General features: G+C 62.5%; 21 protein-coding genes. 10 read left to right on the top strand and 11 right to left on the bottom strand.

Annotated elements, in window-relative coordinates; genetic code table 11:
• Positions 1–103: 103 nt before the first annotated feature.
• Both HBR94_RS00955 and yedA read right to left on the bottom strand, forming a co-directional pair.
• The gene (locus tag HBR94_RS00955) at positions 104–1,435 is read right to left on the bottom strand and encodes a DEAD/DEAH box helicase (RefSeq protein ID WP_115129057.1); all 1,332 of its coding nucleotides are present in this window, start codon (positions 1,433–1,435) and stop codon (positions 104–106) included.
• A gap of 48 nt (positions 1,436–1,483) precedes the next feature.
• Complete coding sequence (gene yedA, locus HBR94_RS00950) at positions 1,484–2,380, bottom strand: drug/metabolite exporter YedA (RefSeq protein ID WP_057958360.1); 897 nt, start codon at positions 2,378–2,380, stop codon at positions 1,484–1,486.
• Positions 2,381–2,540: 160 nt separating this feature from the next.
• Between yedA and HBR94_RS00945 the strand changes: the two genes are divergently transcribed.
• Positions 2,541–2,999: an Lrp/AsnC family transcriptional regulator gene (locus HBR94_RS00945; protein WP_057441175.1), complete on the top strand. Its 459-nt coding sequence runs from the start codon at positions 2,541–2,543 to the stop codon at positions 2,997–2,999.
• Between the two features lie 177 nt (positions 3,000–3,176).
• Here the strand turns inward: HBR94_RS00945 and HBR94_RS00940 are convergent, their stop codons facing one another.
• The 3 genes from HBR94_RS00940 to HBR94_RS00930 form a co-directional block, all read right to left on the bottom strand.
• The gene (locus HBR94_RS00940; RefSeq protein WP_057441176.1) at positions 3,177–3,788 is read right to left on the bottom strand and encodes a 3'-5' exonuclease; all 612 of its coding nucleotides are present in this window, start codon (positions 3,786–3,788) and stop codon (positions 3,177–3,179) included.
• 25 nt (positions 3,789–3,813) lie between these two features.
• Positions 3,814–4,290, bottom strand: a complete 477-nt coding sequence (locus HBR94_RS00935) for an NYN domain-containing protein (protein ID WP_032861784.1) — start codon at positions 4,288–4,290, stop codon at positions 3,814–3,816.
• A gap of 120 nt (positions 4,291–4,410) precedes the next feature.
• Positions 4,411–5,136, bottom strand: coding sequence for a DUF2076 domain-containing protein (locus HBR94_RS00930; RefSeq protein ID WP_170044021.1), 726 nt, complete (start codon positions 5,134–5,136; stop codon positions 4,411–4,413).
• A gap of 169 nt (positions 5,137–5,305) precedes the next feature.
• Between HBR94_RS00930 and HBR94_RS00925 the strand changes: the two genes are divergently transcribed.
• Positions 5,306–5,968, top strand: a complete 663-nt coding sequence (locus HBR94_RS00925) for a YciC family protein (protein WP_057441178.1) — start codon at positions 5,306–5,308, stop codon at positions 5,966–5,968.
• A gap of 72 nt (positions 5,969–6,040) precedes the next feature.
• Positions 6,041–7,129, top strand: coding sequence for an endonuclease/exonuclease/phosphatase family protein (locus HBR94_RS00920; RefSeq protein WP_115129061.1), 1,089 nt, complete (start codon positions 6,041–6,043; stop codon positions 7,127–7,129).
• Between the two features lie 138 nt (positions 7,130–7,267).
• Here the strand turns inward: HBR94_RS00920 and hrpB are convergent, their stop codons facing one another.
• Complete coding sequence (gene hrpB / locus HBR94_RS00915; protein ID WP_170044020.1) at positions 7,268–9,775, bottom strand: ATP-dependent helicase HrpB; 2,508 nt, start codon at positions 9,773–9,775, stop codon at positions 7,268–7,270.
• A 159-nt stretch (positions 9,776–9,934) separates the two neighbouring features.
• Between hrpB and HBR94_RS00910 the strand changes: the two genes are divergently transcribed.
• A complete protein-coding gene (locus HBR94_RS00910; RefSeq protein ID WP_057439025.1) occupies positions 9,935–10,354 on the top strand; it encodes a hypothetical protein in 420 nt (139 codons plus the stop codon).
• A 15-nt stretch (positions 10,355–10,369) separates the two neighbouring features.
• On the top strand, positions 10,370–11,263 hold the full coding sequence (locus tag HBR94_RS00905) for a cation diffusion facilitator family transporter (RefSeq protein WP_057439024.1): 894 nt from the start codon (positions 10,370–10,372) through the stop codon (positions 11,261–11,263).
• On the opposite strand, the gene HBR94_RS00900 is transcribed toward HBR94_RS00905, so the two are convergent.
• On the bottom strand, positions 11,260–12,243 hold the full coding sequence (locus HBR94_RS00900; RefSeq protein ID WP_170044019.1) for a DUF6515 family protein: 984 nt from the start codon (positions 12,241–12,243) through the stop codon (positions 11,260–11,262). The two genes, HBR94_RS00905 and HBR94_RS00900, sit on opposite strands and share 4 nt — an antisense overlap.
• 417 nt (positions 12,244–12,660) lie before the next feature.
• On the opposite strand from HBR94_RS00900, the gene HBR94_RS00895 reads away from it, so the two are divergent.
• Both HBR94_RS00895 and HBR94_RS00890 read left to right on the top strand, forming a co-directional pair.
• Positions 12,661–13,140, top strand: coding sequence for an Lrp/AsnC family transcriptional regulator (locus HBR94_RS00895; protein ID WP_003176264.1), 480 nt, complete (start codon positions 12,661–12,663; stop codon positions 13,138–13,140).
• A gap of 209 nt (positions 13,141–13,349) precedes the next feature.
• Positions 13,350–13,559: a DUF2788 domain-containing protein gene (locus HBR94_RS00890; RefSeq protein ID WP_057439039.1), complete on the top strand. Its 210-nt coding sequence runs from the start codon at positions 13,350–13,352 to the stop codon at positions 13,557–13,559.
• Here the strand turns inward: HBR94_RS00890 and HBR94_RS00885 are convergent.
• The 4 genes from HBR94_RS00885 to HBR94_RS00870 form a co-directional block, all read right to left on the bottom strand.
• Entirely contained in the window at positions 13,554–14,189 is a 636-nt protein-coding gene (locus HBR94_RS00885; protein ID WP_057960679.1) for a pseudouridine synthase, read from the bottom strand. The two genes, HBR94_RS00890 and HBR94_RS00885, sit on opposite strands and share 6 nt — an antisense overlap.
• Positions 14,190–14,259: 70 nt before the next feature.
• The gene (amn, locus tag HBR94_RS00880) at positions 14,260–15,723 is read right to left on the bottom strand and encodes an AMP nucleosidase (protein ID WP_057960680.1); all 1,464 of its coding nucleotides are present in this window, start codon (positions 15,721–15,723) and stop codon (positions 14,260–14,262) included.
• Positions 15,724–15,931: 208 nt separating this feature from the next.
• Positions 15,932–17,581 (bottom strand): acyl-CoA dehydrogenase family protein, encoded by a 1,650-nt coding sequence (locus HBR94_RS00875; RefSeq protein ID WP_170044018.1) that lies wholly within the window; start codon positions 17,579–17,581, stop codon positions 15,932–15,934.
• Between the two features lie 88 nt (positions 17,582–17,669).
• Positions 17,670–20,039 carry a 7TM diverse intracellular signaling domain-containing protein gene (locus HBR94_RS00870; RefSeq protein ID WP_170044017.1) on the bottom strand — a complete coding sequence of 790 codons (2,370 nt, stop codon included), beginning with the start codon at positions 20,037–20,039 and terminating at the stop codon, positions 17,670–17,672.
• 287 nt (positions 20,040–20,326) lie between these two features.
• Between HBR94_RS00870 and HBR94_RS00865 the strand changes: the two genes are divergently transcribed.
• The 3 genes from HBR94_RS00865 to hemL are packed head-to-tail and all read left to right on the top strand — an operon-like array spanning position 20,327 to position 23,067.
• Positions 20,327–21,124, top strand: a complete 798-nt coding sequence (locus HBR94_RS00865) for a hydroxymethylpyrimidine/phosphomethylpyrimidine kinase (protein WP_120734190.1) — start codon at positions 20,327–20,329, stop codon at positions 21,122–21,124.
• Positions 21,125–21,142: 18 nt separating this feature from the next.
• Positions 21,143–21,766, top strand: a complete 624-nt coding sequence (thiE, locus tag HBR94_RS00860) for a thiamine phosphate synthase (protein ID WP_057439019.1) — start codon at positions 21,143–21,145, stop codon at positions 21,764–21,766.
• Between the two features lie 17 nt (positions 21,767–21,783).
• Entirely contained in the window at positions 21,784–23,067 is a 1,284-nt protein-coding gene (gene hemL / locus HBR94_RS00855; RefSeq protein WP_057439018.1) for a glutamate-1-semialdehyde 2,1-aminomutase, read from the top strand.
• Positions 23,068–23,203 lie beyond the last annotated feature (136 nt).

Genomic DNA, 23,203 nt, shown 5'->3' with positions numbered 1-23,203 from the left:
GTCCGCCTTCGCAGGCAAGCCAGCTCCCACATTTTGGTCTGTGAACACATTCAAATGTGGGAGCTGCTTGCCTACGATGAGGCCCTGACAGACGCCAAAGAAGTTACTTCTTCTTACGCGGCCCGGTATTAAACACAGGCACTTTGCGCACCGGCTTGATCGACGGTTCCGCCGCCACTTCCCCGCTTTCCACCCACTTGCCCAGGTTGCGCTTACCGCCACCCCCAGACGTCTTAGGCTTCTTCGGTTTTTTCGGCTTCTTCACCACCTGCCCGCTGGCATCAGTGTCGGGCACGCGGTGCTCCGGTTCGAAATCCTGTTCCATTTTGCGGGTCAGGGTCTGGCGGGTCAGCATCTCGATGGCCGAGAGCATGTTCACTTCGTCGGCACACACCAGGGAAATCGCCTCGCCGGTGTTGCCGGCCCGGCCGGTACGGCCGATACGGTGGATGTAGTCCTCGGCAACGATGGGCAGGTCAAAGTTGACCACCATCGGCAAATCTTCGATATCCAGGCCACGGGCCGCCACATCAGTGGCCACCAGGATCTGCACCTCGCTGGCCTTGAAACGGTCCAGTGCCCGCTGGCGCGTGGCTTGTGGCTTGTCGCCGTGGATGCCGTCGGCATTGATCCCCAGGCCTTGTAGCTTGTCTACCAATGCATCCACACCGTTGCGGGTCTTGGCGAACACCAGCACCTGCTTCCACTTACCCTTGCGCATCAGATGCACAAACAGCTCCGCCTTGCGCTTCTTGTCCACCGGCACCACCCATTGCTTGACGGTGTTGGCAGCGACGTTGCGCGGGCTGACTTCGATGCTCAGCGGGTCAATAAGCATCTGCCCGGCCAGCAGGCGGATGTCATCGGAGAAGGTCGCGGAAAACAGCAGGGTCTGACGCTTTTTCGGCAGCATGCGGTAAATGTTCGCCAGCTCTTCGGAAAAACCCAGGTCGAGCATGCGGTCGGCTTCATCCAGCACCAGGGTTTGCAGCTGATTGAGTTTCAGCGCGTTCTGGCGGAACAGGTCGATCAGGCGACCAGGGGTGGCCACCAGCACGTCGACCCCCTTGCGCAGCTTCATCATTTGCGGGTTGATGCTGACGCCGCCATACACCGCGTAGGTGGTCAACGGCAGGTGCTCGGCGTACTGGGCGACGCTGGCGTGAACCTGCTCGGCCAGCTCGCGGGTCGGGCACAGGATCAGCGCACGCACCGAGTTGGCGGTGACTTTTGGCCCTTCCATGGTCAACAGTTGCAGGAGCGGCACGGCGAAGCCGGCAGTCTTGCCGGTGCCGGTCTGGGCCGCAGCCATCAGGTCGCGACCGGCCAGCACCGCAGGAATGGCTTGCGCCTGCACCGGCGTCGGGGTCTGGTAGCCAAGCGCCTCAAGGGCGCGCAGCAAGGGTTCGATCAGGCCAAGTGTGGCGAAAGTCATGTGTTTACCGTAGGAAAAATTCAGCGCAAGGGCGTAATGCGCGGCAGTTTACCTTATTTCCGGCTTCGGCTTGCGCCACTGGGGCAAGCTGATCAACAACACGGCGCTGATAATCACCAACATCGCCAGGGCTTCTTCCAGGCCAATGGTCTCGCCGACAAACACGATGCCCAGCAACACCGCCACCGCCGGGTTGACGTAGGCATAGCTGGTGGCCGCTGCCGGACGCACGTGCTTGAGCAGGTACATATAAGCGTTGAAGGCGATGATCGAGCCAAATACGGTCAGATAAGCCAGGGCCAGCCAGCCTTCCACCGGGGGCATCGCTTGCAGGTGCTCGCCCTTGAGTGCACTTCCGATCAACAGCACCACCCCGGCGATCAGCATTTCGGCGGCGCTGGCCATGGCGCCCTGGGGCAACGGCAAGTGCCGGCTCCATACCGAACCAAAAGCCCAGGAAGCGGCGGCAAACAACAGCAGCCCAGCGCCCAACGGGCTCGATTGCAGGTTGGAGCCCATATTGAGCATGGCAATGCCGATCATCCCCAGAATCACCCCGGCCCACTCCAGACGGGTATTACGCGCGCCCCAGAAATATCCACAGAGCAAGGTAAACAACGGCACCGTCGCCACGGCCAGCGCAGCGACACCTGAAGTCACGCCGCTGTGTTCAGCCACACTCACTGCGCCATTACCGAAGGTCAGCAGCAAGATGCCGATCATGCCCGCGGCTTTCCACTGCGCCCAGGTCGGTGCCGGCACCCCGCGCCAGCGCAGGTAGCCATACATCAGCGCCCCTGCAGTACAGAAGCGAATACCCGCCAACATCAGCGGCGGCCAGTACTCCACGCCAATACGGATCACCAGGTAGGTAGACCCCCAAATCACATACAGCGCAAAAAAAGCTGCGATCAACGGTAAGGGAAAACGACGTGGGCCAGGCATGGGCAGCTCTGCAGCAGGACAAGGGATCGCTATTTTAGAAATCCACACCAGTAAACATAAGTTACAAAACCTGTTTAAAGCGCCCATACACTTTTCAAATCATGGTTATCAGAGCTATAAGCCTTGTATTCGAAAGCCCGCCATTGCCAGAGCCTTATTCATGGACAAATACGATCGCATGCTTCTCAGCGCCCTGCTCAAGGATGGGCGCGCCACTTACGCGCAACTGGCCCGCACCGTAAACCTCTCCGCCCCCGCCGTGGCTGAACGCGTGGCCAAGCTGGAGGCCTGCGGAGTGATCACCGGTTACCAGGCCAAGGTCGACCTGTCCAAGATCGGCCTGCCGATCCAGTGCACGATTGAACTGCGCTTGACCAAAAACGGCAGCCAGAAAGTCTACGACGCGCTGGCAGAAATCCCCGAACTGACCGAATGCCACCGAGTCACCGGCGACCCCTGCGTGATCATGCAGGCGGCGGTGGGTTCAATGCCGGAACTGGAAAGCCTGATCAACCGGGTGGCGAAATTCGGGTTCAGCAAAACCTCGATCATCTTGTCGAGCGCCGTAGAGCGGCGGTTGCCATTGGGGTATTTGGAGGGAAAGAATGGCGGCGCCTGAGCGAGCGCTATCGCGGGCAAGCCCGGCTCCCACAGTTGACCCGATTGCCCGGACTGGATGCGATCCCATGTGGGAGCTGGCTTGCCTGCGATAGCGGTGTATCAGCCACGAATACACCAACTGGCCTACCCACACCCGACGCCCACATTTTGCTCTTTATCGTTCTGAGAATCGGGATCAGAACCCGCGATGTTTCTTCAGATGGTCATTGATCTTCGCTGCCGGCACTTTTTGCAGGCTGCACAGCAGATCATGGGTCAACTCGCGCAAGCCGTGGGTGCGGCGCAGTTCCTGGGCCAGGTGGGCGGTGAGGTTGGCCGCCATTTCCGCATCCGCCATCGCCCGGTGAGCCTTGCCGGTGTGGGGCAATTGCGCATAGGACGTCAGGGTGCCGAGTTTGTGGTTGGGCGCCGTGGGCATCAGCCGGCGGGCCAGGAGCAGCGAGCAGGCGAATTTTTGCAGGCGGGTGCGGCGGATCAGGCCCAGTTCGAAGTCCCAGAACTTCTGGTCGAACGCGGCGTTGTGCGCCAGTAGCGGCGTGGTGCCAACAAATTCATTGACCTCGTTCATCACCCGCTCGGCCGGCGGCGCGCTGCGCAGCATGGCATTGCTGATGCCGGTCAGCTGCTCGATAAACCCCGGCACGCGCACACCGGCGTTCATCAGGCTCTGGTAGCGGTCCACGATCTGGCCCTGCTCCAGGATGACCACGGCGATTTCCGTGGCCCGGCAACTGCTGCTCGGCGAGATGCCGGTGGTTTCAAAGTCGATGACCGCTATACGTTCCAAACCTGTTCCAACCCCATCTGAAAATCTATTTGAGCAACAACGCGCCTTCGATAGGCACGTAGCGACTGGCCGCGCGGATCAACGAATTGGCCGTCAGCCCCGGCACGCCGTAGGCCACGGCTTCGACGCCATGTTTATGGATGATGCGGTCGAGCAACATATCGAAATCGCCATCACCCGAGGCCAGCACCACTTCGTCGACATGGGCGGCGGCGTCCATGATGTCGATGGTGATGCCCACGTCCCAGTCGCCCTTGGCCGAGCCATCGCTGCGCTGGATGTACGGCTTGAGCTTCACGGTAAAGCCCAGGTTGCGCAGGATCTGCTGGAATTGCTGCTGCTTGCTGTCGCCACGGTCGATGGCATAGGCGTACGCCTCGACGATCTGCCCGCGCTGGCTGATATCGGCCCACAGGGCGGCGTAGTTGAAGTGGCAACCATAGGCCTGGCGCACGGTGTAATAGAGGTTCTGCACATCGGCGAACACTGCAATTTTTTTCACCGTATATCCTCATCGCACTGGCGGACGTGATGGCCCGCAAAGGTCGTCAGTATGCCAGCCAAGAGGAAGTTTCCGAGAAAAATCAGACCGGGGCGACAGCGCGCCCCGGTTCAGTGGGTGTCAGACGAAGGAGTCGTCGTCGCCAAAGAAGGAAGAATCGTCGGCATAACCGCTGTCGGCGCTGTCATTGTCAGCGAAACGCTGCTCGTCATTGCCCCAGCCGCCGTTGTCACTGGCAGGCGCCGGCTCTTCGCGAACGATCTCTTCCACCACCTGCGGCTGCTGGTTGTGGCTGAACAGGCTGCTGATGCCTTGGGCCAGCATCACCCCCCCGGCCACCCCGGCGGCGGTTTTCAGGGCGCCACCGAGAAAACCACCACCTGCGGGCGCCGCCTGCTGGGGTTGCTGATAGTTCTGTTGCGGGGTGCCAAAGCTCTGTTGCGGCGTCGGCGCGCTGTTGAAGCCGGGCCGAGTCGGCTCGCGCCAACCACCCGCGCCAGAGGCCGGCGCGCTCGGCGCAGGCTGCGGCTCGCGGGAGCTGCCGCCAAAGATGCTCGACAGGAACCCACCACCGCTGGTGGCCGGCTGCGTTGTCTTGGCCCGTTGCAGTTCATCCTGCAATTGCTGGATCTGTTGCGCCTGCTGCTTGTTCTGCGCATCCAGGCTTTTGATCGCGGCTTCCTGCACCAGAATCGCCTGAGTCATGAAATACCCGGCGGCCGGTTGGCGAGTGATGTGCTCCTTGATCCGCGCTTCTGCCTGGGCGTCGCGGGGGGCTGAGTCCGTTTCGGCTTGCTGCAACCGTGAAAACAGTCCGTCGATCAGGGTTTGCTCTTCGCTGTTCATGGCGACCTCGTTAGATTGCCGGTAAAAATCTGCGTCCCGCCCGCAATGGGCAAGGTACGCCACCAGTAATGGGGCTGGCCTGCGGCGTTTCAATGATCTTTACCCAAGGTTTACGTTTGTCGGTGATCGGTTAAAGTGTCCGCTGCTTTTTCCGCCTGTGATGACTTTGATGAATCCGTTGACCGTTCTGCGCGACTCTTTCTACTTTTTCCAGCGCAACCTGGGCGCCATCGTGCAGTTGTGCCTGCCCTTGGTGATCCTCGAGGCCGTGCTGCAACAAGTGCTCGATCGCACCCTGGGCCCGGAGGCGTTTACCGGCTACAGCATGATCGTGGGTTTGCTGGTGTATCCGCTGTACACCGCCGCCCTGATCCTGTTTCTCGACGCCCGCAGCCGTGGCGAGTCGCCGCGCACCGCCGCCGTGCTGGCCATGGCGCTGACCTTGTGGCCACGCTACGCGTTGCTGACGGCCATGAGCACCCTGCTGATTCTGCTGGGGCTGTCGTTGTATTTCCTGCCGGGGCTATGGCTGATGGTCACCCTGGCCTTCGCCGAGTACTTGCTGGTGCTGCGCGGGATGCCCGCGCTGGCGGCGATGAAGGAAAGTTTCCGTCTGACCCGTGGGCATTTTCTGCGCATCCTGGTCTGCCTGTTGTGCGTGATGACCCCACTGTGGCTGCTCAAGGGTGCCAGCGTCGCAGCCTGGCCCGACCCGCAGAACCCGCTGCTGGCGGTGCTGATCGACAGTGCCCATAGCTTCTTGCAGCTGTTTACCAGCGTAGTGCTGTTCCGCCTGTTCATGCTGATCGCCGGTGATGCCGACGCTCGCTAACGTGCTCCCTGGGCTCCCGGCCACCGGTCGGGTATGCTCGGGGCCTGTCCCGCAGCGCCATAAGGCGAGCCGATGACCCGTTTACTGCGTAAAACCCTGGTAGGCCTGCTGATCCTCGCAGGCTTGCTGACGGCCCTGATCTACAGCCTGACCTGGCGCCCCGCCGACAAACAGACCCTACCCGTCAGCTGCGTGGCCCCGCGTGCGCCGACGCTGCTGCCCGGCCAGGCACTCAAGGTGATGACCTGGAACGTGCAATACCTGGCGGGCAAGAACTATGTGTTCTGGTACGACACCCCCGACGGCAGTGGCCCGGACGAGCGCCCCACCCCTGAAGACATGGCCTCCAGCCTGGACGAAGTGGCGCGGGTGATCCGTGACGAGCAACCGGACGTACTGTTGCTGCAGGAACTGGACGAAGGCGCCAAGCCATCCCACTACCAGGACCAACTGGCGCTGCTTCAGGAGCGGCTGGTGGACCTCTACCCGTGCAGCGTCGAGGCCTTCGACTGGAAAGCCGACTTTGTGCCCGACCGGCATATCTTCGGCAGTGTCGGCCGCAAGCTGGTGACCCTCAGCCGCTACCAGATCGAACATGCCGAACGCCTGCAACTGCCGGTGGCCCCGGCCAACCTGATCAGCCGTCAGTTTCAACCCAAGCCCGCGCTGCTGCTCAGTTACCTGCCGTTGAGCGACGGGGGCCAACTGGCGGTGCTCAACACCCGCCTGGACAACGCCGCCCCCGGCCACAGCGCGGTGCGCGAGCAGGTCGAGGCGACCATCAAGCTGCTGGATAAGTTCGAAAGCCGGGGCACGCCGTGGCTGATTGGCGGGGATTTCAATCTGTTGCCCCTGGGGCAGTTCCTGCGCCTGGACGCCGACAGACGCGGGCAGTATTCGCCGGACAGTGAGCTGCATCTGTTGTGGGATAAATACCCGATGGTCCCCAGCAACAGTCAATCCAGCGGGATCGACCGCGCCCAGTGGCTGACCCACTTCCCCAATGACCCGGGCCTCGATGGGCCGGACCGTACGGTGGATTATCTGTTCTATAGCCCGAGGTTGAAGAAGGTTGAAGCGCGGGTGCGGCAGGACGATACATTGCGTATTTCCAATCATTTGCCGGTGATTGCACGGTTCCTGCTGCCCGCCGCGCAATAGCCCACAGGACACAACCCGATGTGGAATAGGGTTGGTGTAGGAGCTGGCTTGCCTGCGATAGCGCTGGGTCAGTTGGCCAGGTTCTGGCGGACAGATCGCTATCGCAGGCCAGCTCCTACATTCAGATATTAAGCATGATTACTTGCGCGGCTTGATCCGCGCGGTCGCTTCTGCCACCAACGGGTCATCGGGCCAGTAATGCTTGGGATACCGCCCCTTCAGATCCTTCTTCACCTCGGCGTAGGTACTGCGCCAGAAGTTCGCCAGATCCTGGGTCACCTGCACCGGACGCCGCGCTGGCGATAACAAGTGCAACTTCACCACCTGCCGTCCACCGGCGATGCGCGGGGTATCGGCCAGGCCAAACAGTTCCTGCAGGCGCACCGCGAGAATCGGCGGATGCTCGCTATAGTCCAGGCGCACCGATGAGCCCGAAGGCACCTTCAAATGATGGGGCGCCAGTTCATCCAGGCGCTGGGGCAGCGGCCAGGGCAGCAGGTTATGCAGGAAGCTGAAAAGATCCAGGTTGGCGAAATGGCTCAAGCGCGAGACCTTGCCCAGGTACGGCATCAACCAATGTTCCAGGCTGGCGAGCAACGCGCTGTCGCTGACGTCGGGCCATTCGCCGGGCTTGCCGGAGTCCAGTTGGCGCAGCAGCATGACACGGGCCTGCCACTGGCGCAGCTCCGGGGTCCAGGGCAGCAGTTCCAGGCCTTTGCGCCGCACCAGGTTGACCAGCGCCTGGCTGCGGGCGGACTCGTCCAGGCCGGTCAGCGGCTCGCGGCTGAGTACCAGTTCACCGACCTTGCGCTGGCGTTCGGCACGCAACACGCCTTCGCGCTCGTCCCAATCCAGCTGGTCGAAACAGCGCACCTGTTCGGCCAATACCGAGTCGAACAGCGTCGGGTCGAAGTCTGCAGCCAGGTAAATCCGCTCTTCACGCTGGCCCTGGCGGCTGCCCAGGTCGGCGATGACCAGCCACGGCTGCTTCATCAGGCTGTCGGCTTCGGCAAACAGCGCGGCGCGCCCATTGGCCAGACGATATTCGGCACCGCCCGCACGGCGTTGTTGGGCCACCCGGTCCGGGTAGGCCAGCGCCAGCAGCGCCCCCAGCCAGCGCGGGTGATCGGGATCAGCCACCGGCTGTTCGGCCTTGCCTCTTAGATAGCCGCGATATTGCCGGGCCAATTGCCGGGCCCGCTGTACGCCGCCTTGAGTGCCACGGGCGCGTTCCTCGCCGGACAACAAGGCCAGGCGACTGTGCACATCCGCACCGGCACCGCGCAAGATGTCGCGCTCGCCCAGCAGCGCGGCGACATCACACGCCATGTTCGCCAGCCCCAGGTCCTGGCCGCGCAACAACAAATGGGCGATACGCGGGTGCGCCGGCAGGCTGGCCATTTTCTGTCCGTGGGGGGTCAAGGTCGCGTCCTTGAGCGCCCCCAGGCGTTCGAGCAAGTCCTGGGCCTGGGCATAAGCGGCAGTGGATGGCACATCGAGCCACACCAATTGTGTTGGCGTCACGCCCCAGCGCGCCAGTTGCAGGGCCAGGCCGGCCAGGTCTGCCGAGAGAATTTCCGCGCTGCCATAGGCCGCCAGCCCTTCATGCTGGTCCTCGGACCACAACCGATAGCACACGCCCGGCTCCAGCCGCCCGGCCCGGCCGGCACGCTGGGTGGCGCTGGCGCGGGAGATGCGCTGGGTGTCGAGACGGCTCATGCCGCTGCCGGGGTCGAAACGCGGAACCCGCGCCAGCCCGGCGTCGATCACCACCCGCACGCCATTGATGGTCAGGCTGGTCTCGGCGATGTTAGTGGCCAGTACCACCTTGCGCTTGCCCGCCGGCGCCGGGTCGATGGCCGCTCGCTGCGCTGCCAGGTCAAGCTCGCCATGCAGCGGGCACAGCAGCACATCGCCGCGCTCACCGAGAGCATCCGCCAACTGTTGATGGACCCGGCGAATCTCCGCCTGCCCCGGCAGGAACACCAGCACGCTGCCGGTTTCGTCGTGCAGGGCTTCAAGAATGGTCTGCACCAACCGCGGCTCGATAAATTCCCCAGGCTGGAACGGCCGCCCCCAGCGCATCTGCACCGGGTACATGCGCCCTTCACTGCGCAGGATCGGCGCGTCGTCGAGCAGCCCCGACAGGCGTTCGCCTTCAAGGGTGGCGGACATCAGCAGGATTTTCAGCGGTTGTTCATCGCGAAACAGCTCGCGGCCATTGAGGCTCAGGGCCAGCGCCAGGTCGGCGTCGAGGCTACGCTCGTGGAATTCGTCGAAGATCAGCAGGCCCACGCCATCCAGCGCCGGATCATCCTGCAGGCGCCGGGTGAGGATGCCTTCGGTGACCACTTCAATACGGGTGTTGGGGCCGACCTTGCTGTCCAGGCGGATCCGGTAGCCGACGGTTTCCCCGACCTTTTCACCCAGCTCACTGGCCAGGCGTTCGGCTGCGGCGCGGGCGGCGAGCCGGCGGGGTTCAAGCATCAGGATGGTTTGCCCGGCCAGCCAGGTTTCGTGCAACAGCGCCAACGGCACCCGCGTGGTCTTACCGGCGCCGGGCGGTGCTTCGAGCACGACTTCATGGCGCGTCGCCAAGGCTTCGCGCAAGGCGGGTAAAACATCATCGATTGGCAACGAATTCATACTGGCTCCAAAGCAGAGCGGCGAGTATAACGGCGAACGGCTGGATATCGGTGCTCTCTCAGGCGCCGCCATGTCCCTTTGGAAAGGCTCCCACATTAGAGGGGGGCACCTGGTAGATCTGCTTTATAGTCACACCCTACAAGTGTTCAGGAGAGTCTCATGCGTATTGCTTCCCGTGTCATCGGCGGTGTTCTGGCCGTCACCCTGTTGAGCCAACTGACGGCCTGCGGTTCGATTTTCTATCCTGATCGCCGTGGCCAGATCGACGGCAAGATCGACCCGGCAATTGCCGTGCTCGACGCGGTCGGCCTGCTGTTTTATGTGATCCCCGGCCTGATCGCCTTTGGCGTGGACTTCGCCACCGGCGCGATTTACTTCGAGCCCGGCAAAACCGCACAAGTGGCCCCCGAAAAACTGCAAGAAGCCATCGGCGCCGACGGCAAGGTGGATAACACCAAGCTGCAAACCATCATCGAGCACGAAACCGGCCGCAACCTGCCGCTGGACGACCCGCGCCTGATCCAGTTCAAGGGCAGCGTGCAACAACTCGCGTCCCTGGGCCTGCAACCTGCTGCGTAAGGACTTGATTGCCCCATGAACACCAGCACCGAACACGCCCGGCTATTGCGCCTGGCCACCCGCGCCTCGGTCGGCGTGGCCAGTATTCTGATTATCGGCAAAGCCATCGCCTGGTGGTTCAGTGGTTCGGTGAGCATGTTGGCCGGGCTGACCGATTCGCTGCTCGACGGCGTGACGTCACTGCTCAACCTGCTGGCGGTGCACTACGCGCTGCGCCCGGCGGATGATGATCACCGCTACGGGCATGGCAAGGCGGAATCCCTGGCGGGCATGGCCCAGGCGCTGTTTATCGCCGGCAGCGCGGTATTGATCGCCTTCCAGGCGTACCAACGCCTGCAGCACCCGGAACCCGTGGGCGCGCCCTGGCTGAGTATTGCAGTGATTGTGATGTCGCTGGTGCTGACCGTGGCGCTGCTGGCCGTGCAACACCGGGTGATCCGCGAAACCGGCTCGAACGCGGTGCGCGCCGACTCGCTGCACTACCGTTCCGACTTGCTGCTCAATGGCAGCATTCTATTGGCGCTGGTGCTGGCGGCCTTCGGCTGGCATCAGGTCGATGCCTGGTTTGGCCTGGCGATCGCCCTGTACATTTTGTGGAGCGCGATCCAGATCGCCCGGGAAAGCTTTGCCGTGCTGATGGACGAAGAACTGCCGGCAGACGTCAGCCAGCACATGCTGGAACTGGCCTGTAGCGTGCCCGGCGTACTGGGTGCCCATGATTTGCGCACGCGGATTTCCGGCAACCACTGGTTTGTGCAGTTGCATCTGGAGTTGCCGGGGGAGTTGAGCTTGTCGGTAGCCCATGGCATCAGCGACCAGGCCGCCGATGCCATCCATCAGGCCTACCCACGGGCCGAGGTGCTGGTGCACGCCGACCCGCAGGAAGTGGTCACGGGCAGCAAGGCCTAGTAGGTCACCTGGTACCCGCGACTGCTCAGGCAGTTGCCCTGGGCCTGGCGGTAGGTTTGCACCACCGCCGGCGCAGGCGCGTAGGTGACGGTCTGGGGGTCGAAGCCACTTTGCTGCACCGCCCAGCGATAGCAATCGTAACCGTCCTGCTGCACCTGGGCGGGAGATTGGCCATTGGCGGGATAGGCCACTACGTCATACCCGTTGCCCTGGGGCGTCGGCTGCGGGGGCATGGCCACCGGCGGTTGCACCACCACGTACTGCTGGGTGCTGGTCTCGTAGCTGTAATAAGCGCCAGCGGCGAGGAAAAACAGCGCACTGCCGACCCACACTTCCCGCGCATAGTCCGGCAGGTAATGCACGCGGATCCCATAGGGTGGCGTGACCACAACGTAGCGCGGGCCCTGGGGCCGGTACCAATAGCCGCCCGAGAAAAAGTAATCCTGGCCGCGATAGGGCACACGGTAATTGCGGTCGGGGAAGCGGTCCACCGTGTAGCCGGGCCGATACTGCGGGCCCGGGCCCCAGCCATTGCCGTGCCCGTCGGGGCGGCCTGGCCAGCGGTTATCATTGGGGTGGCCGTTGTAGCCAGGCCGCGAGCCAGGGCCACCGGTTTGCCAATGCGGGTTGCCATCATTGCGCCGGGGAATGTCACGGTAGTTGCCCTGGCGCGGCTCCTGGGTCTGGCCCACGGAATCGGGCCGGCCCTGGATCGGCAGATTGCTCCCCGCCTGCGGTGCCGGGCGCGGTGCTTCATTCCCTTGAGGGCGAGCCTGCCACTGGCCGTTCTGGCCGGCGCGCTCTACCGGTTGGTTTTGCGGGCGCGGCTGGCTGTGTTCCGGCCCCCGCTCACGCGGTCCACCACCGCCCTGCGGGCCTTGCCCCTGGCGGGGTGCGTTGTCTCGTTCGTCGGCCATCACCTGCGTGCCCAAGGTGACCATCAACACACCTACACCTGCCAAACGCCAGATGCGCTTCATGCTATTCCTCACTGCGGATTAGGGCCTGTGCATGAGACTGGAAAAGCCGGGCCCGGTTCTGCGACAGGTTATCAGTCACCAGCACAATTTTCGCCGGCAAAAGAAAAGGGGCGACCCGTCGGTCGCCCCTTGAGAACTTCGTCCTGGCTCAACGCTTATGACGTTGGCTCACCTCACGCCGTCTTGTGGACAGTGTGCAGCCCGGGGGCCGGCACAACCCGGTGGGGTTGGCGGGCCGCAGCCGGCCTGATTGGGCGGGCTGCTGTGGACTCTATGTCCGGGCAGTGATTCTGTTGGTAATCATAGGCGTGAGGGCCCGACAGATGATTGCGAAGATTGCGTCAATAAACAGTGCTTGCGCAATTTTTAACCCTGGATAGATAATTCGCAGCAATAGTTACGACAAAGGCCAGCCCCATGAGCAAACTTGACCGATACGACCTGAGTATTTTGGCGGAATTACAGCGCGACGCGAGGATCTCCAACCAGGAGCTGGCCGAGCGGATCGGCCTGTCACCGTCACCCTGCTCACGCCGGGTCAAGCAATTGGAGGACGACGGCTACATCTCACGCCAGGTCGCCCTGCTCGACCGCAAGATGCTTGGCCTGAGCCTCACGGCCTACGTGTTGATCGGCATGGACCGACACACGCCCGAACGTTTCGAGAACTTTGAAGCGGCGATCCGCACCTTGCCGCAAGTGCTGGAATGCAGCCTGGTCACCGGGATGGATGCCGACTATCAGCTGAAGGTGGTGGTGCCGGATATGGACCACTACCAAAAACTGCTGCTGGGGCACCTGACCCGGATTGAGGGCGTGACCAGCGTGCGCTCCAGCTTTGTGCTGAACCAGGTGCTCAACAGCACGGAGTTGCCGTTGACTCACCTGCGTACCTAAGACGCCCCACCCATCCCATGTGGGAGCGGGCTTGCCCGCGATAGCGGTCTTGCAGGCACACCGCTATCGCAGGCAAGCCAGCTGCCACTTTTTGCCCATGTTCAGGCAATGACATCAGGGTGCGACGCACCGACGCAGGTCAACTTTGAACCTGCCCCCTTGCCTTATACTCCGCGCCTGCCTTTGTCGGAAACTGCCCAATGAATTCGATTGACCCCGTGCTGTTTGAAGAATGGATGATGACCGGCCTGGTCACCATCCTGATCATTTTCATGGGCTTTATCGTCTGGGACCTGGCGAAGAAATCCAAGGCCGGGCGCTTTGGCTCGCTGATTCTGTTCTTCGTGCTGGGCCTGGGCGTGGCCGCGTTTATCATCAAGAGCGTGGTGATCGGCCTGATTGAGTCCGGGGCTTTATAAGCGCGCCGGCACTTCGCGGTACTGGCCTTGGCCCAGGCCTTCAATCGACCAGTCGCCGATTTTCACCCGCACCAGACGCAAGGTCGGCAAGCCTACGGCGGCGGTCATGCGCCGTACCTGACGGTTGCGCCCCTCGCGAATCACCAGCTCCAGCCAATAGGTCGGGATGTTTTTACGAAAACGTACCGGCGGGTTGCGGGGCCAGAGTACCGGCTCGTCCAGTCGCCGGGCTTCAGCCGGCAAGGTCATGCCATCGTTCAACTCCACACCGGCGCGCAGACGTTGCAGATGCTCCTCGGTGGGCTCGCCCTCCACCTGCACCCAATAGGTTTTCGCCAGTTTGTGCTTGGGGTCGGCAATCCGCGCCTGTAACTGGCCATCGTTAGTCAGCAGCAGCAGGCCTTCACTGTCCCGGTCCAGGCGCCCAGCCGGGTAGATGCCCGGGATATCAATAAAATCCTTGAGCGTGGCGCGACCGCCTTCGTCACTGAACTGGGTCAGCACATCAAAAGGTTTATTGAACAGGATCAGCTTCGGCTCGGCCGGCGGTGCCTTGGCGACACGGCGAGCAGCGGCATGGGGAGGTTTCACGCCAGGGCGGCGCGAGTCAGGGCGGGCAGGACGGGACATGGCAATGGAACATCTAACGGTCAGGACCGACCATGCTAGTGGCCTGACCGTTAAATAACCACCCCGCTATTTAGCGGAACGGCGGCTCGTCAAAGCTGCGCAGTTTGCGCGAGTGCAACGAGTTGAGCTCGGTGCGCAACAAGTCCACCGCCTCGATACCGATCTTCAAGTGCTGGCTCACAGCCCGTTCATAGAACGCGTTGGCCGAACCTGGCAACTTGATTTCACTGTGCAACGGCTTATCCGACACGCACAGCAATGTGCCGTAAGGCACCCGCAAACGGTAGCCTTGCGCGGCGATGGTGCCGCTCTCCATATCCACGGCCACGGCGCGGGATAGGTTGATCAGCGGCCGCTCCTGGGCCCAGCGCAGTTCCCAGTTGCGATCGTCGTAGGTCAACACGGTACCGGTGCGCAGGCGCTTTTTCAGTTGCTCGCCCTTCTCGCCCGTGACGTTAGCCGCCGCTTGTTGCAATGCCATCTGCACTTCGGCCAGGGCTGGGATCGGAATGTTCGGCGGCACCACGCGGTCGAGAATGCCGTCGCGCCGCATATAAGCGTGGGCCAGCACATAGTCACCGATGGTCTGGGATTGGCGCAGGCCACCACAGTGGCCAATCATCAGCCAGCAATGGGGACGCAGCACCGCCAGGTGGTCGGTGATGTTCTTGGCGTTGGACGGGCCGACACCGATGTTGACTAGGGTCACGCCGTGGCCGTCACTGGCCTGCAAGTGGTAGGCCGGCATCTGATAACGGTGCCAGACCACGCCTGCGGCAATGGCAGACGCTTCGCCATGGTCCATGCCTTTTTCGATGATCACATTGCCCGGCAACACCATGCGGATAAAGCGTGGGTCGCTGCGCAACTGTTCCAGGCCATGGACGATGAACTGGTCGACGTAGCGGTGGTAGTTGGTCAGCAGAATCCACGGCTGCACATGGCGCCAGTCGCTGCCGGTGTAGTGCACCAGGCGACGCAGGGAAAAGTCCACGCGGGCCGCATCGAACAGTGCCAGGGGCAGTGGGTCGGTGTTTTCCCAGTCATAAAGGCCATCGGCGATGCCATCGGTGGCGGCAGACAGGTCGGTGCTGGGGAACACCCGTGCCAGGGTCGCGGCCGTTACGCCGGAGCCGGCCAGTTCATCACCCTGCTCGACCACGTACGGATAAGGGATGTTCTGCTGGCTGACGCCCACTTCCACCGTCACGGTGAAGTCGTGCATCAGCGGCACCAGTTGTTCCAGCAGGTATTTGCGAAACGCTGACGGATGGGTGACGGTGACGCTGTAAGTGCCCGGCAACTGCACCTTGGCATACGCGCGGGTGGTCTGTGGGACTTCGCCGTGGCAGTGGTAGGTCAGGCGCAGTTCCGGATAGCGAAACAAAGCACGCTGTGCGGCGTCGGGCTCGACGCGATCCTTGAGGTATTGCTTGAGGGCCTGGTTGAGCGCGCCGGTAGCACGCTCATGCAGAGCCGCCAGCCGGTCCACGGCCTCTTCGGCGGTTTGAACGACAACAAAAGCTTCGGTCACGGTAGGCTTCCTGTTTTCTTACATGCAGGAGGTCATCTTGCCTGCATCGCTGCCAGACGCAAACTCTGAATTGGAATGCCCACTGAAGATCAATGCAACCGCTGTGGGAGCTGGCTTGCCTGCGATGGCGGCGGATCAGCCAATATAGAGGTAGCTGACCCACCGCTATCGCAGGCAAGCCAGCTCCCACATTTTTTACCGGGTTTATTCAGAGAGACGGAGTTGAGCGGGCGACGATGGCCTGCACATCCACACCTCGTGGCAAGGTGCCATATACCCGCCCCGACGATTCGCCCAAGCGGCTGGCTATAAACCCATCGCTGACACTGGCATTGCCCGCCTCCAGCAGCAATTTTGCCTGCAGGGCCACAGCAATATCCTCGGTCAACTGCCGCGCCCGGTACTGGATATCCTGGGTGTCCGTAAACGCCGACTTCAATTGCTCGATATGTCGGGCCAGGCGTTTATCGCCATGCCCATCGCCCAGTTCGACAAACAATGTCTCCAGCACACCGGGCTCTTTCGACAAGGCCCGCAGCACGTCCAGGCATTGCACGTTGCCGGAACCTTCCCACGTCGAATTGACCGGCGCCTCACGGTACAGGCGCGGCAGGATGCTGTCCTCGACATAGCCGGCGCCGCCCATGCATTCGGCGGCTTCGTTGATCATCGCCGGCGCACGCTTGCAGATCCAATACTTGCCCACCGCCGTCACCAGCCGCGCGAACTTGGCTTCCTGCTCATCGGCCAGATGGTCCAGCGCCCGGCCCATGCGCAGGCTCAAGGCCAGGGCCGCTTCGCTTTCCAGGGCCAGGTCCGCCAGCACGTTCTGCATCAACGGCTGTTCACTGAGCACGCGGCCACCAACCAAACGATGGGCGCAATGATGGCTGGCCTGGGTCAGCGCCTGACGCATCAAGGAACTGGAGCCAACCATGCAGTCGAAACGGGTCATGGCCACCATCTCGATAATGGTCGGTACGCCACGGCCTTCTTCGCCGACCATCCACGCCAGGGCGCCGCGGAATTCGACTTCGCTGGAGGCGTTGGAGCAGTTGCCGAGCTTGTTTTTCAGGCGCTGGATATAGAACTGGTTACGCGTATCGTCCGGGCGCTGCCGGGGCAGTAGGAAACAGGTCAAACCCTTGTCAGTCTGGGCCAGGGTCAGGAAGGCGTCGCACATCGGCGCCGAACAGAACCACTTATGGCCCACCAGCTCATAGGGTTGGCCTGGGCCGCCGGCGCCCAAGGGGCAGGCGCGGGTGGTATTGGCCCGGACATCGGTGCCGCCCTGTTTCTCGGTCATGGCCATGCCGATGGTTGCGCCGGTTTTATGGGCGATGCCGACATTGCGCGGGTCGTATTCAGTGTTGAGGATTTTCGGCAGCCAGGTGTCAGCCAGATCCGACTGCAGGCGCAGGGCCGGCACGCAGGCGAAGGTCATGGTCAGCGGGCACCCCGTGCCAGCTTCGGCCTGGCTATGCAGGTAGGTCATGGCCGCGCGGGCGACATGGGCACCCGCCTGGGGATGGGCCCAGGGCAGCGAAGGCAGGCCATGCTCGACGGCGGTGCGCATCAGTTCGTGATAGGCCGGATGAAACTCCACCAGATCAATGCGGTGACCATAGCGATCATGGCTGTTGAACACCGGCTTGTTCTGATTCGCCAGGAACCCCGCCGCCATCAGCGGTCCACCCGCCAAGGCGCCGTAGGCGTCGATGCGAGCCTCTGCCCAGCCTGCCCCAAAGCGCCGCGACCACTCCTGCAAGGGCAGGTCGAGGCGATACAAATTGGCGCCATCGAGTGACGGTGGCTGGTTGGTAACGTCGTGGGTTTCGGCGAACTGGTGCAGATTCATGACGGGCCTCCTGATAAAAGGCCGCGTTGATTGAGGCCTTGAATTCAGTTAAGCATCGTCACTGCGCTTAAAAAAGTGGCATAAGCGCCTAACTGCCGGCGCTTTCACCCTCTAGCGGGCACAGCAGGCGGCGCTGCAACACGGCTTGCAACAGCTCGAAACGCACCGGCTTGAGCAACTGCTCGGTCGGGCCGACGCCGTGACAATGCTGGCGGGCGCTGCCTTGCAGGGCGTCGCTCAGGGCGATCACCGGCAGCTCGCCGCACCCTGGCAAGGCCCGGATCTGGCAGCACAGGGAGAAGCCATCTTCGGGCACATCCAGCAACACCGCATCAAACGCCCCCTCCTGCAGCATCGCCAGGGCCGTGGGGCCACTGTCCGCGACTTTCACCCGGTAACCGAGCTTGAGCAACATGCCACGCAAGACCAACTGGGTGACGCAGTTGTCCTCCACCAGCAATACCGTGCAGTCTTGTGGCGCGCGGTGCAGGTCCACGGCCCGGGCCGGCTCCGGCGGCACCGCGATAACGGCCACCTCCAGCTGGAATCGGCTGCCCTTGCGCGGTTCGGAATGATGGGTCAGGCGCCCGCCGAGCAACTCGATCAACTGCCGGCAGATCGCCAGGCCAATGCCCAGGCCGCCATATTCGCGGGTGGTCGAGCCGTCCACCTGGAAGAAGCGCTGATACAGGGTCGCCTCATCCAGTTGCGCAAAGCCAATCCCGGAGTCGCTAACAATAAACGTCAGATGCAAATGGCCATCCGCCTGGGGCAGGCCCACTACGCGCACGCGCACCGCACCGTCGTGGGTGAACTTGAAGGCGTTATCCAGCAGGCATTCCAGGCACTGCATCAGTTTGCCTGCATCGCCGTCCAGGCGATCCGGCAACTCACTCGCCACGTCGATGGAGAACGCCAACCCCTTGCTCTGGGCATTGCCCAGGAACTGCTGACGCAAGGTATCAAGTACCCCGCGCAGGCTGAACACCTGCGGTTGCACACTGAGGCGACCGGCTTGCAGCTCGGTGAGGGTGAGGATGCCATTGACCATGCGCATCATGTCCCGCGCAGAGCCGGCGGCGGTTTGCTGGTACTGCGCCAGGTCGCCGGCCAGAGGCTCGGTCTGCATCAGTTCCAACGACCCAATCACCCCGTTCATCGGGGTGCGCAGTTCATGGGTCAGGGTCGCGAGGAATTCGTCTTTCAACTGGTTGCTGTGGGCCAGTTGCTGGTTGAGCACTTCCAGTTTCTGGCTGGCATCAAACAGGATTTGCGCCTGCTGTTCGCGCATCGCGTTGATCCGGTCGGCCAGGGCCAGGGACAACAAGGCGACTTCAATGGCCGAGCCAATCTGACTGGAGTACATGGTGAGAAACACATTGGGCAGGTAGCCCAGCACCATCAGCGTGTTGATCACCCCGCCGATCAGGAACGCCGACCAGGCGATGATGAAATACCGCGCCACACGCTGGCCACAGCACCAGGCCTTGATCCCGGCGACAAAGATGGTCACGGTGAAAACCAGGGCCAGCGCGGTCGCCAGGCGCAGGGCCAGGGCGTAGCTGGTCATCAGCGACAACACCATCACCACCGCCCCCGTCCCCACCAGCACCAGCAGCACCCGGTCCAGCCAGCGGCTGTAGAGGGCAGTGTGCAGGAAGCTGCGGGCAAACAGGCTGCCGAACAACGCGGAGGCGCCGATCAGGAACGGCGTCGCCGCATTCGCCCACCAGGGGTTGTCGGGCCAGAAATACTCCACGGCCGCGCCATTCACCGAGAGCTGGTACATGCCGAACGAGGCGATATAGAGGATGTAATAGAGGTAGCTGGTATCGCGCACGCTGAGGTAGATAAACAGGTTGTACACCAGCATGCCCAGCAGCACACCGTAGATCAGGCCCAGCACATACAGGCGCAGCGGCTGATCTTCCAGGTAGGCGGTGCTCGACCACAGGGTCAGCGGCGCCTGGATCGAACCCTCGCTTTGCAGGCGCAGATACAGGGTTTTCTGCTCGCCCGCGCTGAAGTCGACGGTGAACAGGTAATTGTTCTGGCGAATCTCACGGCTGGCAAAGGGCAATGCATCCCCGGTGCGCCCGGCCAGGCGATAGTCACCGTCACCCTCGGGCAGGTACAACTCAAGATGATCAAGGGGCGGATAGGCCAGCTCCAGCAGCCAGGTGCGCAGGGCGTCGGGATCCTTGGGCAGGTAATGCAGATCGACCTTGAGCCAGAACGCCGAGCGCGAATAGCCGGCATTCAGGGTGTCTTTATCGTGCGGGGTGTAGCGACTGGCGAGTGCCGCTGAACGGGCCTCGGCGATGGTGAGATTGCCGCTTGGATCTTCGAGTACTTGCATGACCCGGCCCAGGGGAAGACTTCGGGTGGTTTCATTGAACTCGACGGCGCCGGCCAACAGGGGCAGCCCGCACAAGAGAAACATCAGCAAATAGCGCATAGAGCCCCAGCGTGGCCTGTCCGGTTATGTCAAAAGCCCCCCATTCCTTTTGAGATGACGTACACCGGCGATACATTTAAGTTGTTTGGATCCACTCTAGCATAGCCGGTAAAGGCCAAAAGACACCATTGAAATAATTTTTTGAAAGGCTCTAGACCGGGCCTTTCAGCGCACTAATTGCTAGAAATGGATGATGGCTTATAGCCATTTACCAGTGTGTTTCGGCGTCAAATACCAGCACTGCCCGACAGCCACGCAAAAAGCGTTTGGTGGTAAGCTCGCGCACCATGAATATCTACAGCTCTCGCCCCGTTGTCCTCTGTCTCTCCGGCCATGATCCCAGTGGTGGCGCCGGCTTGCAGGCAGATATCGAAGCCCTGCTCGCCCAAGGCTGTCATGCGGCCCCGGCCGTGACCGCGCTGACCGTGCAGAACACCGTGAATGTCAGCGATTTCCGCGTGCTCGACCGCGAGTGGGTATTGGCCCAGGCCAACGCCGTGCTCGGTGACTCCGAAGTCGCGGCGGTCAAGCTGGGCATGCTCGGGTCCACGGTGATGGTCGATACCGTGGTCGAACTGCTCCAGCAGCACCCGCACCTGCCGGTGGTCTGCGACCCGGTGCTGCGCGCCGGCGGCGGCGGTAGCCTGGGCAAGGACGAGGTCGGCTATGCGATGCGCGAGCGGCTGTTGCCCTTGTCGCTGATTGCCACGCCCAACCTGCCTGAGGCGCGCATCCTCGCCGAACTGCCCAACGGCACGGCGGATGAATGCGCCGAGAAACTGCTGCCGTTTATCAAGCACCTGTTGATCACCGGCGGCCATGGCGACGAGCATGAGGTGCACAATCGCCTCTACAGCCGCGACGGCACACGCCACACGTTTACCTGCCAGCGCCTGCCCGGCAGCTATCACGGCTCCGGTTGCACTCTGGCCAGCGCCCTGGCCGGCCGCCTGGCCCAGGGTCAAAGCCTGGCCAGCGCCGTGGAGTCGGCACTCAATTACACCTGGCGCACCCTGCGGGACGCCGAACAACTGGGCCAGGGGCAATTTGTGCCGCGTCGCCTGCCATTGGATTTCTGTTCGTAATATCAAGGGGCCTGCTCGATGAAACTACGTGGCCTGTACGCCATTACCGACAGCCAACTATTGGCCGGTAAGTTCCTGTCCTACGTCGAGGCCGCGCTGGAAGGCGGCGTGACCTTGCTGCAATACCGCGACAAGAGCAGCGACGAGGCCCGTCGCCTGCGCGAAGCCGAGGCTCTGCGTGAACTGTGCTCGCGCTACAAGACCCACCTGATCATCAATGACGATGCCGAACTGGCCGCGCGCCTGGGCGTCGGCGTTCACCTGGGACAGACCGACGGCCCGCTGACCCCGGCCCGGGCGTTACTCGGGCGCAATGCCATTATCGGCTCCACCTGCCACAGCCAGATCGAACTGGCCGAACAGGCTGCGCGCGAAGGTGCCAGCTATGTTGCCTTTGGCCGCTTCTTCAACTCCACGACCAAACCCGGTGCACCCGCAGCCACCGTTGAAATGCTGGCCCAGGCCCGCGCGCGCCTGCAGGTGCCGATCTGCGTGATCGGCGGCATCACCCTGGAAAACGCCGCGCCCCTGGTGGAGCACGGTGCCGACCTGCTGGCAGTGGTCCACGGCCTGTTCGGTGCCGACAGCCCCCAGGACGTGACGCGCCGCGCCCGCGCCTTCAACGAACTCCTCAAATCCTGAATTCAGAGAGCCTGCCCATGTCTCGTTCCGAAACGTTGTTTGCCAATGCCCAGAAACACATCCCCGGCGGTGTGAACTCCCCCGTGCGTGCGTTCAAGAGCGTCGGCGGCACGCCGTTGTTCTTCAAGCACGCCGAAGGCGCCTACGTCACCGACGAAGATGACAAGCGCTATGTGGACTACGTGGGTTCGTGGGGCCCGATGATCCTCGGCCACAGCCACCCCGACGTGCTGGACGCAGTACGCAAGCAGTTGGAACACGGCCTGTCCTACGGCGCGCCCACCGCCATGGAAACCGAAATGGCCGACCTGGTGTGCTCGATCGTACCGTCGATGGAGATGGTGCGCATGGTCAGCTCCGGCACCGAAGCGACCATGAGCGCGATTCGCCTGGCCCGTGGGTTCACCGGCCGCGACAGCATCATCAAGTTCGAAGGCTGCTACCACGGCCACTCCGACAGCCTGCTGGTCAAGGCCGGCTCCGGCCTGCTGACCCAGGGCGTTCCGAGTTCGGCTGGCGTGCCAGCTGCGTTTGCCAAGCACACCCTGACCTTGCCGTTCAACGACATCGGCGCCGTCGAGCAAATGCTCAGCGAAGTCGGCCAGGAGGTGGCGTGCATCATCGTCGAGCCGGTGGCGGGCAACATGAACTGTGTACCGCCGGCCCCGGGTTTCCTCGAAGGCTTGCGTGAGCAGTGCGATAAACACGGTGTGGTATTGATCTTCGACGAAGTGATGACCGGCTTTCGCGTTGCCCTCGGCGGCGCCCAGGCTCACTACGGCGTAACGCCGGACCTGAGCACCTTCGGCAAAATCATCGGCGGCGGCATGCCGGTAGGCTGCTTCGGCGGCAAGCGCGAGATCATGCAGCACATCGCGCCGCTGGGCCCGGTCTACCAGGCCGGCACCCTCTCCGGTAACCCGCTGGCCATGGCCGCCGGCCTGACCACCCTGCGCCTGATCAGCCGCCCTGGCTTCCATGCCGAGCTGAGCGCCTACACCACGCGTTTGCTGGACGGCCTGCAACAACGCGCCGATGCAGCGGGTATCCCGTTCGTCACGACCCAGGCCGGTGGCATGTTCGGCCTGTATTTCAGCGGTGCCGACGACATCGTGACCTTTGACGATGTGATGGGCAGCGATGCCAACCTATTCAAGCGTTTCTTCCACCTGATGCTCGAAGGTGGCGTGTACCTGGCACCAAGTGCCTTTGAAGCCGGCTTCACCTCCATCGCCCATGGCGACGCCGAGCTGAAACTGACCCTGGATGCTGCCGAGCGCGCCTTCGCCGCACTGAAGTAAGACAGCCATAACCTGACGTCGCCCCTGGCGGCGTCAGATTTGTTACCTTGCTTACAGAAATTTCCTCGTTTTTTCGAGAAAATACCTGCAATCCGGCAGATAACTTGCCCACGCAGCAGAAAAACGAGTAAAGACT

The sequence above is a fragment of the Pseudomonas sp. WS 5412 genome (assembly GCF_012985615.1).
GTDB lineage: Bacteria > Pseudomonadota > Gammaproteobacteria > Pseudomonadales > Pseudomonadaceae > Aquipseudomonas > Aquipseudomonas shahriarae.
Note: the sequence above shows the minus strand (reverse complement) of the source record. Positions and strands in the feature narration are given on the sequence as shown.

Coding starts and splice junctions, on each gene's coding strand:
- HBR94_RS00920 (WP_115129061.1), top strand. CDS start 6,041: ATGACCCGTTTACTGCGTAAAACCCTGGTAGGCCTGCTGATCCTCGCA.
- hrpB (WP_170044020.1), bottom strand. CDS start 9,775: ATGAATTCGTTGCCAATCGATGATGTTTTACCCGCCTTGCGCGAAGCC.
- HBR94_RS00955 (WP_115129057.1), bottom strand. CDS start 1,435: ATGACTTTCGCCACACTTGGCCTGATCGAACCCTTGCTGCGCGCCCTT.
- HBR94_RS00865 (WP_120734190.1), top strand. CDS start 20,327: ATGAATATCTACAGCTCTCGCCCCGTTGTCCTCTGTCTCTCCGGCCAT.
- HBR94_RS00905 (WP_057439024.1), top strand. CDS start 10,370: ATGAACACCAGCACCGAACACGCCCGGCTATTGCGCCTGGCCACCCGC.
- yedA (WP_057958360.1), bottom strand. CDS start 2,380: ATGCCTGGCCCACGTCGTTTTCCCTTACCGTTGATCGCAGCTTTTTTT.
- HBR94_RS00930 (WP_170044021.1), bottom strand. CDS start 5,136: ATGAACAGCGAAGAGCAAACCCTGATCGACGGACTGTTTTCACGGTTG.
- HBR94_RS00875 (WP_170044018.1), bottom strand. CDS start 17,581: ATGAATCTGCACCAGTTCGCCGAAACCCACGACGTTACCAACCAGCCA.
- thiE (WP_057439019.1), top strand. CDS start 21,143: ATGAAACTACGTGGCCTGTACGCCATTACCGACAGCCAACTATTGGCC.
- HBR94_RS00900 (WP_170044019.1), bottom strand. CDS start 12,243: ATGAAGCGCATCTGGCGTTTGGCAGGTGTAGGTGTGTTGATGGTCACC.
- HBR94_RS00945 (WP_057441175.1), top strand. CDS start 2,541: ATGGACAAATACGATCGCATGCTTCTCAGCGCCCTGCTCAAGGATGGG.
- HBR94_RS00870 (WP_170044017.1), bottom strand. CDS start 20,039: ATGCGCTATTTGCTGATGTTTCTCTTGTGCGGGCTGCCCCTGTTGGCC.
- HBR94_RS00910 (WP_057439025.1), top strand. CDS start 9,935: ATGCGTATTGCTTCCCGTGTCATCGGCGGTGTTCTGGCCGTCACCCTG.
- HBR94_RS00925 (WP_057441178.1), top strand. CDS start 5,306: ATGAATCCGTTGACCGTTCTGCGCGACTCTTTCTACTTTTTCCAGCGC.
- HBR94_RS00885 (WP_057960679.1), bottom strand. CDS start 14,189: ATGTCCCGTCCTGCCCGCCCTGACTCGCGCCGCCCTGGCGTGAAACCT.
- hemL (WP_057439018.1), top strand. CDS start 21,784: ATGTCTCGTTCCGAAACGTTGTTTGCCAATGCCCAGAAACACATCCCC.
- HBR94_RS00895 (WP_003176264.1), top strand. CDS start 12,661: ATGAGCAAACTTGACCGATACGACCTGAGTATTTTGGCGGAATTACAG.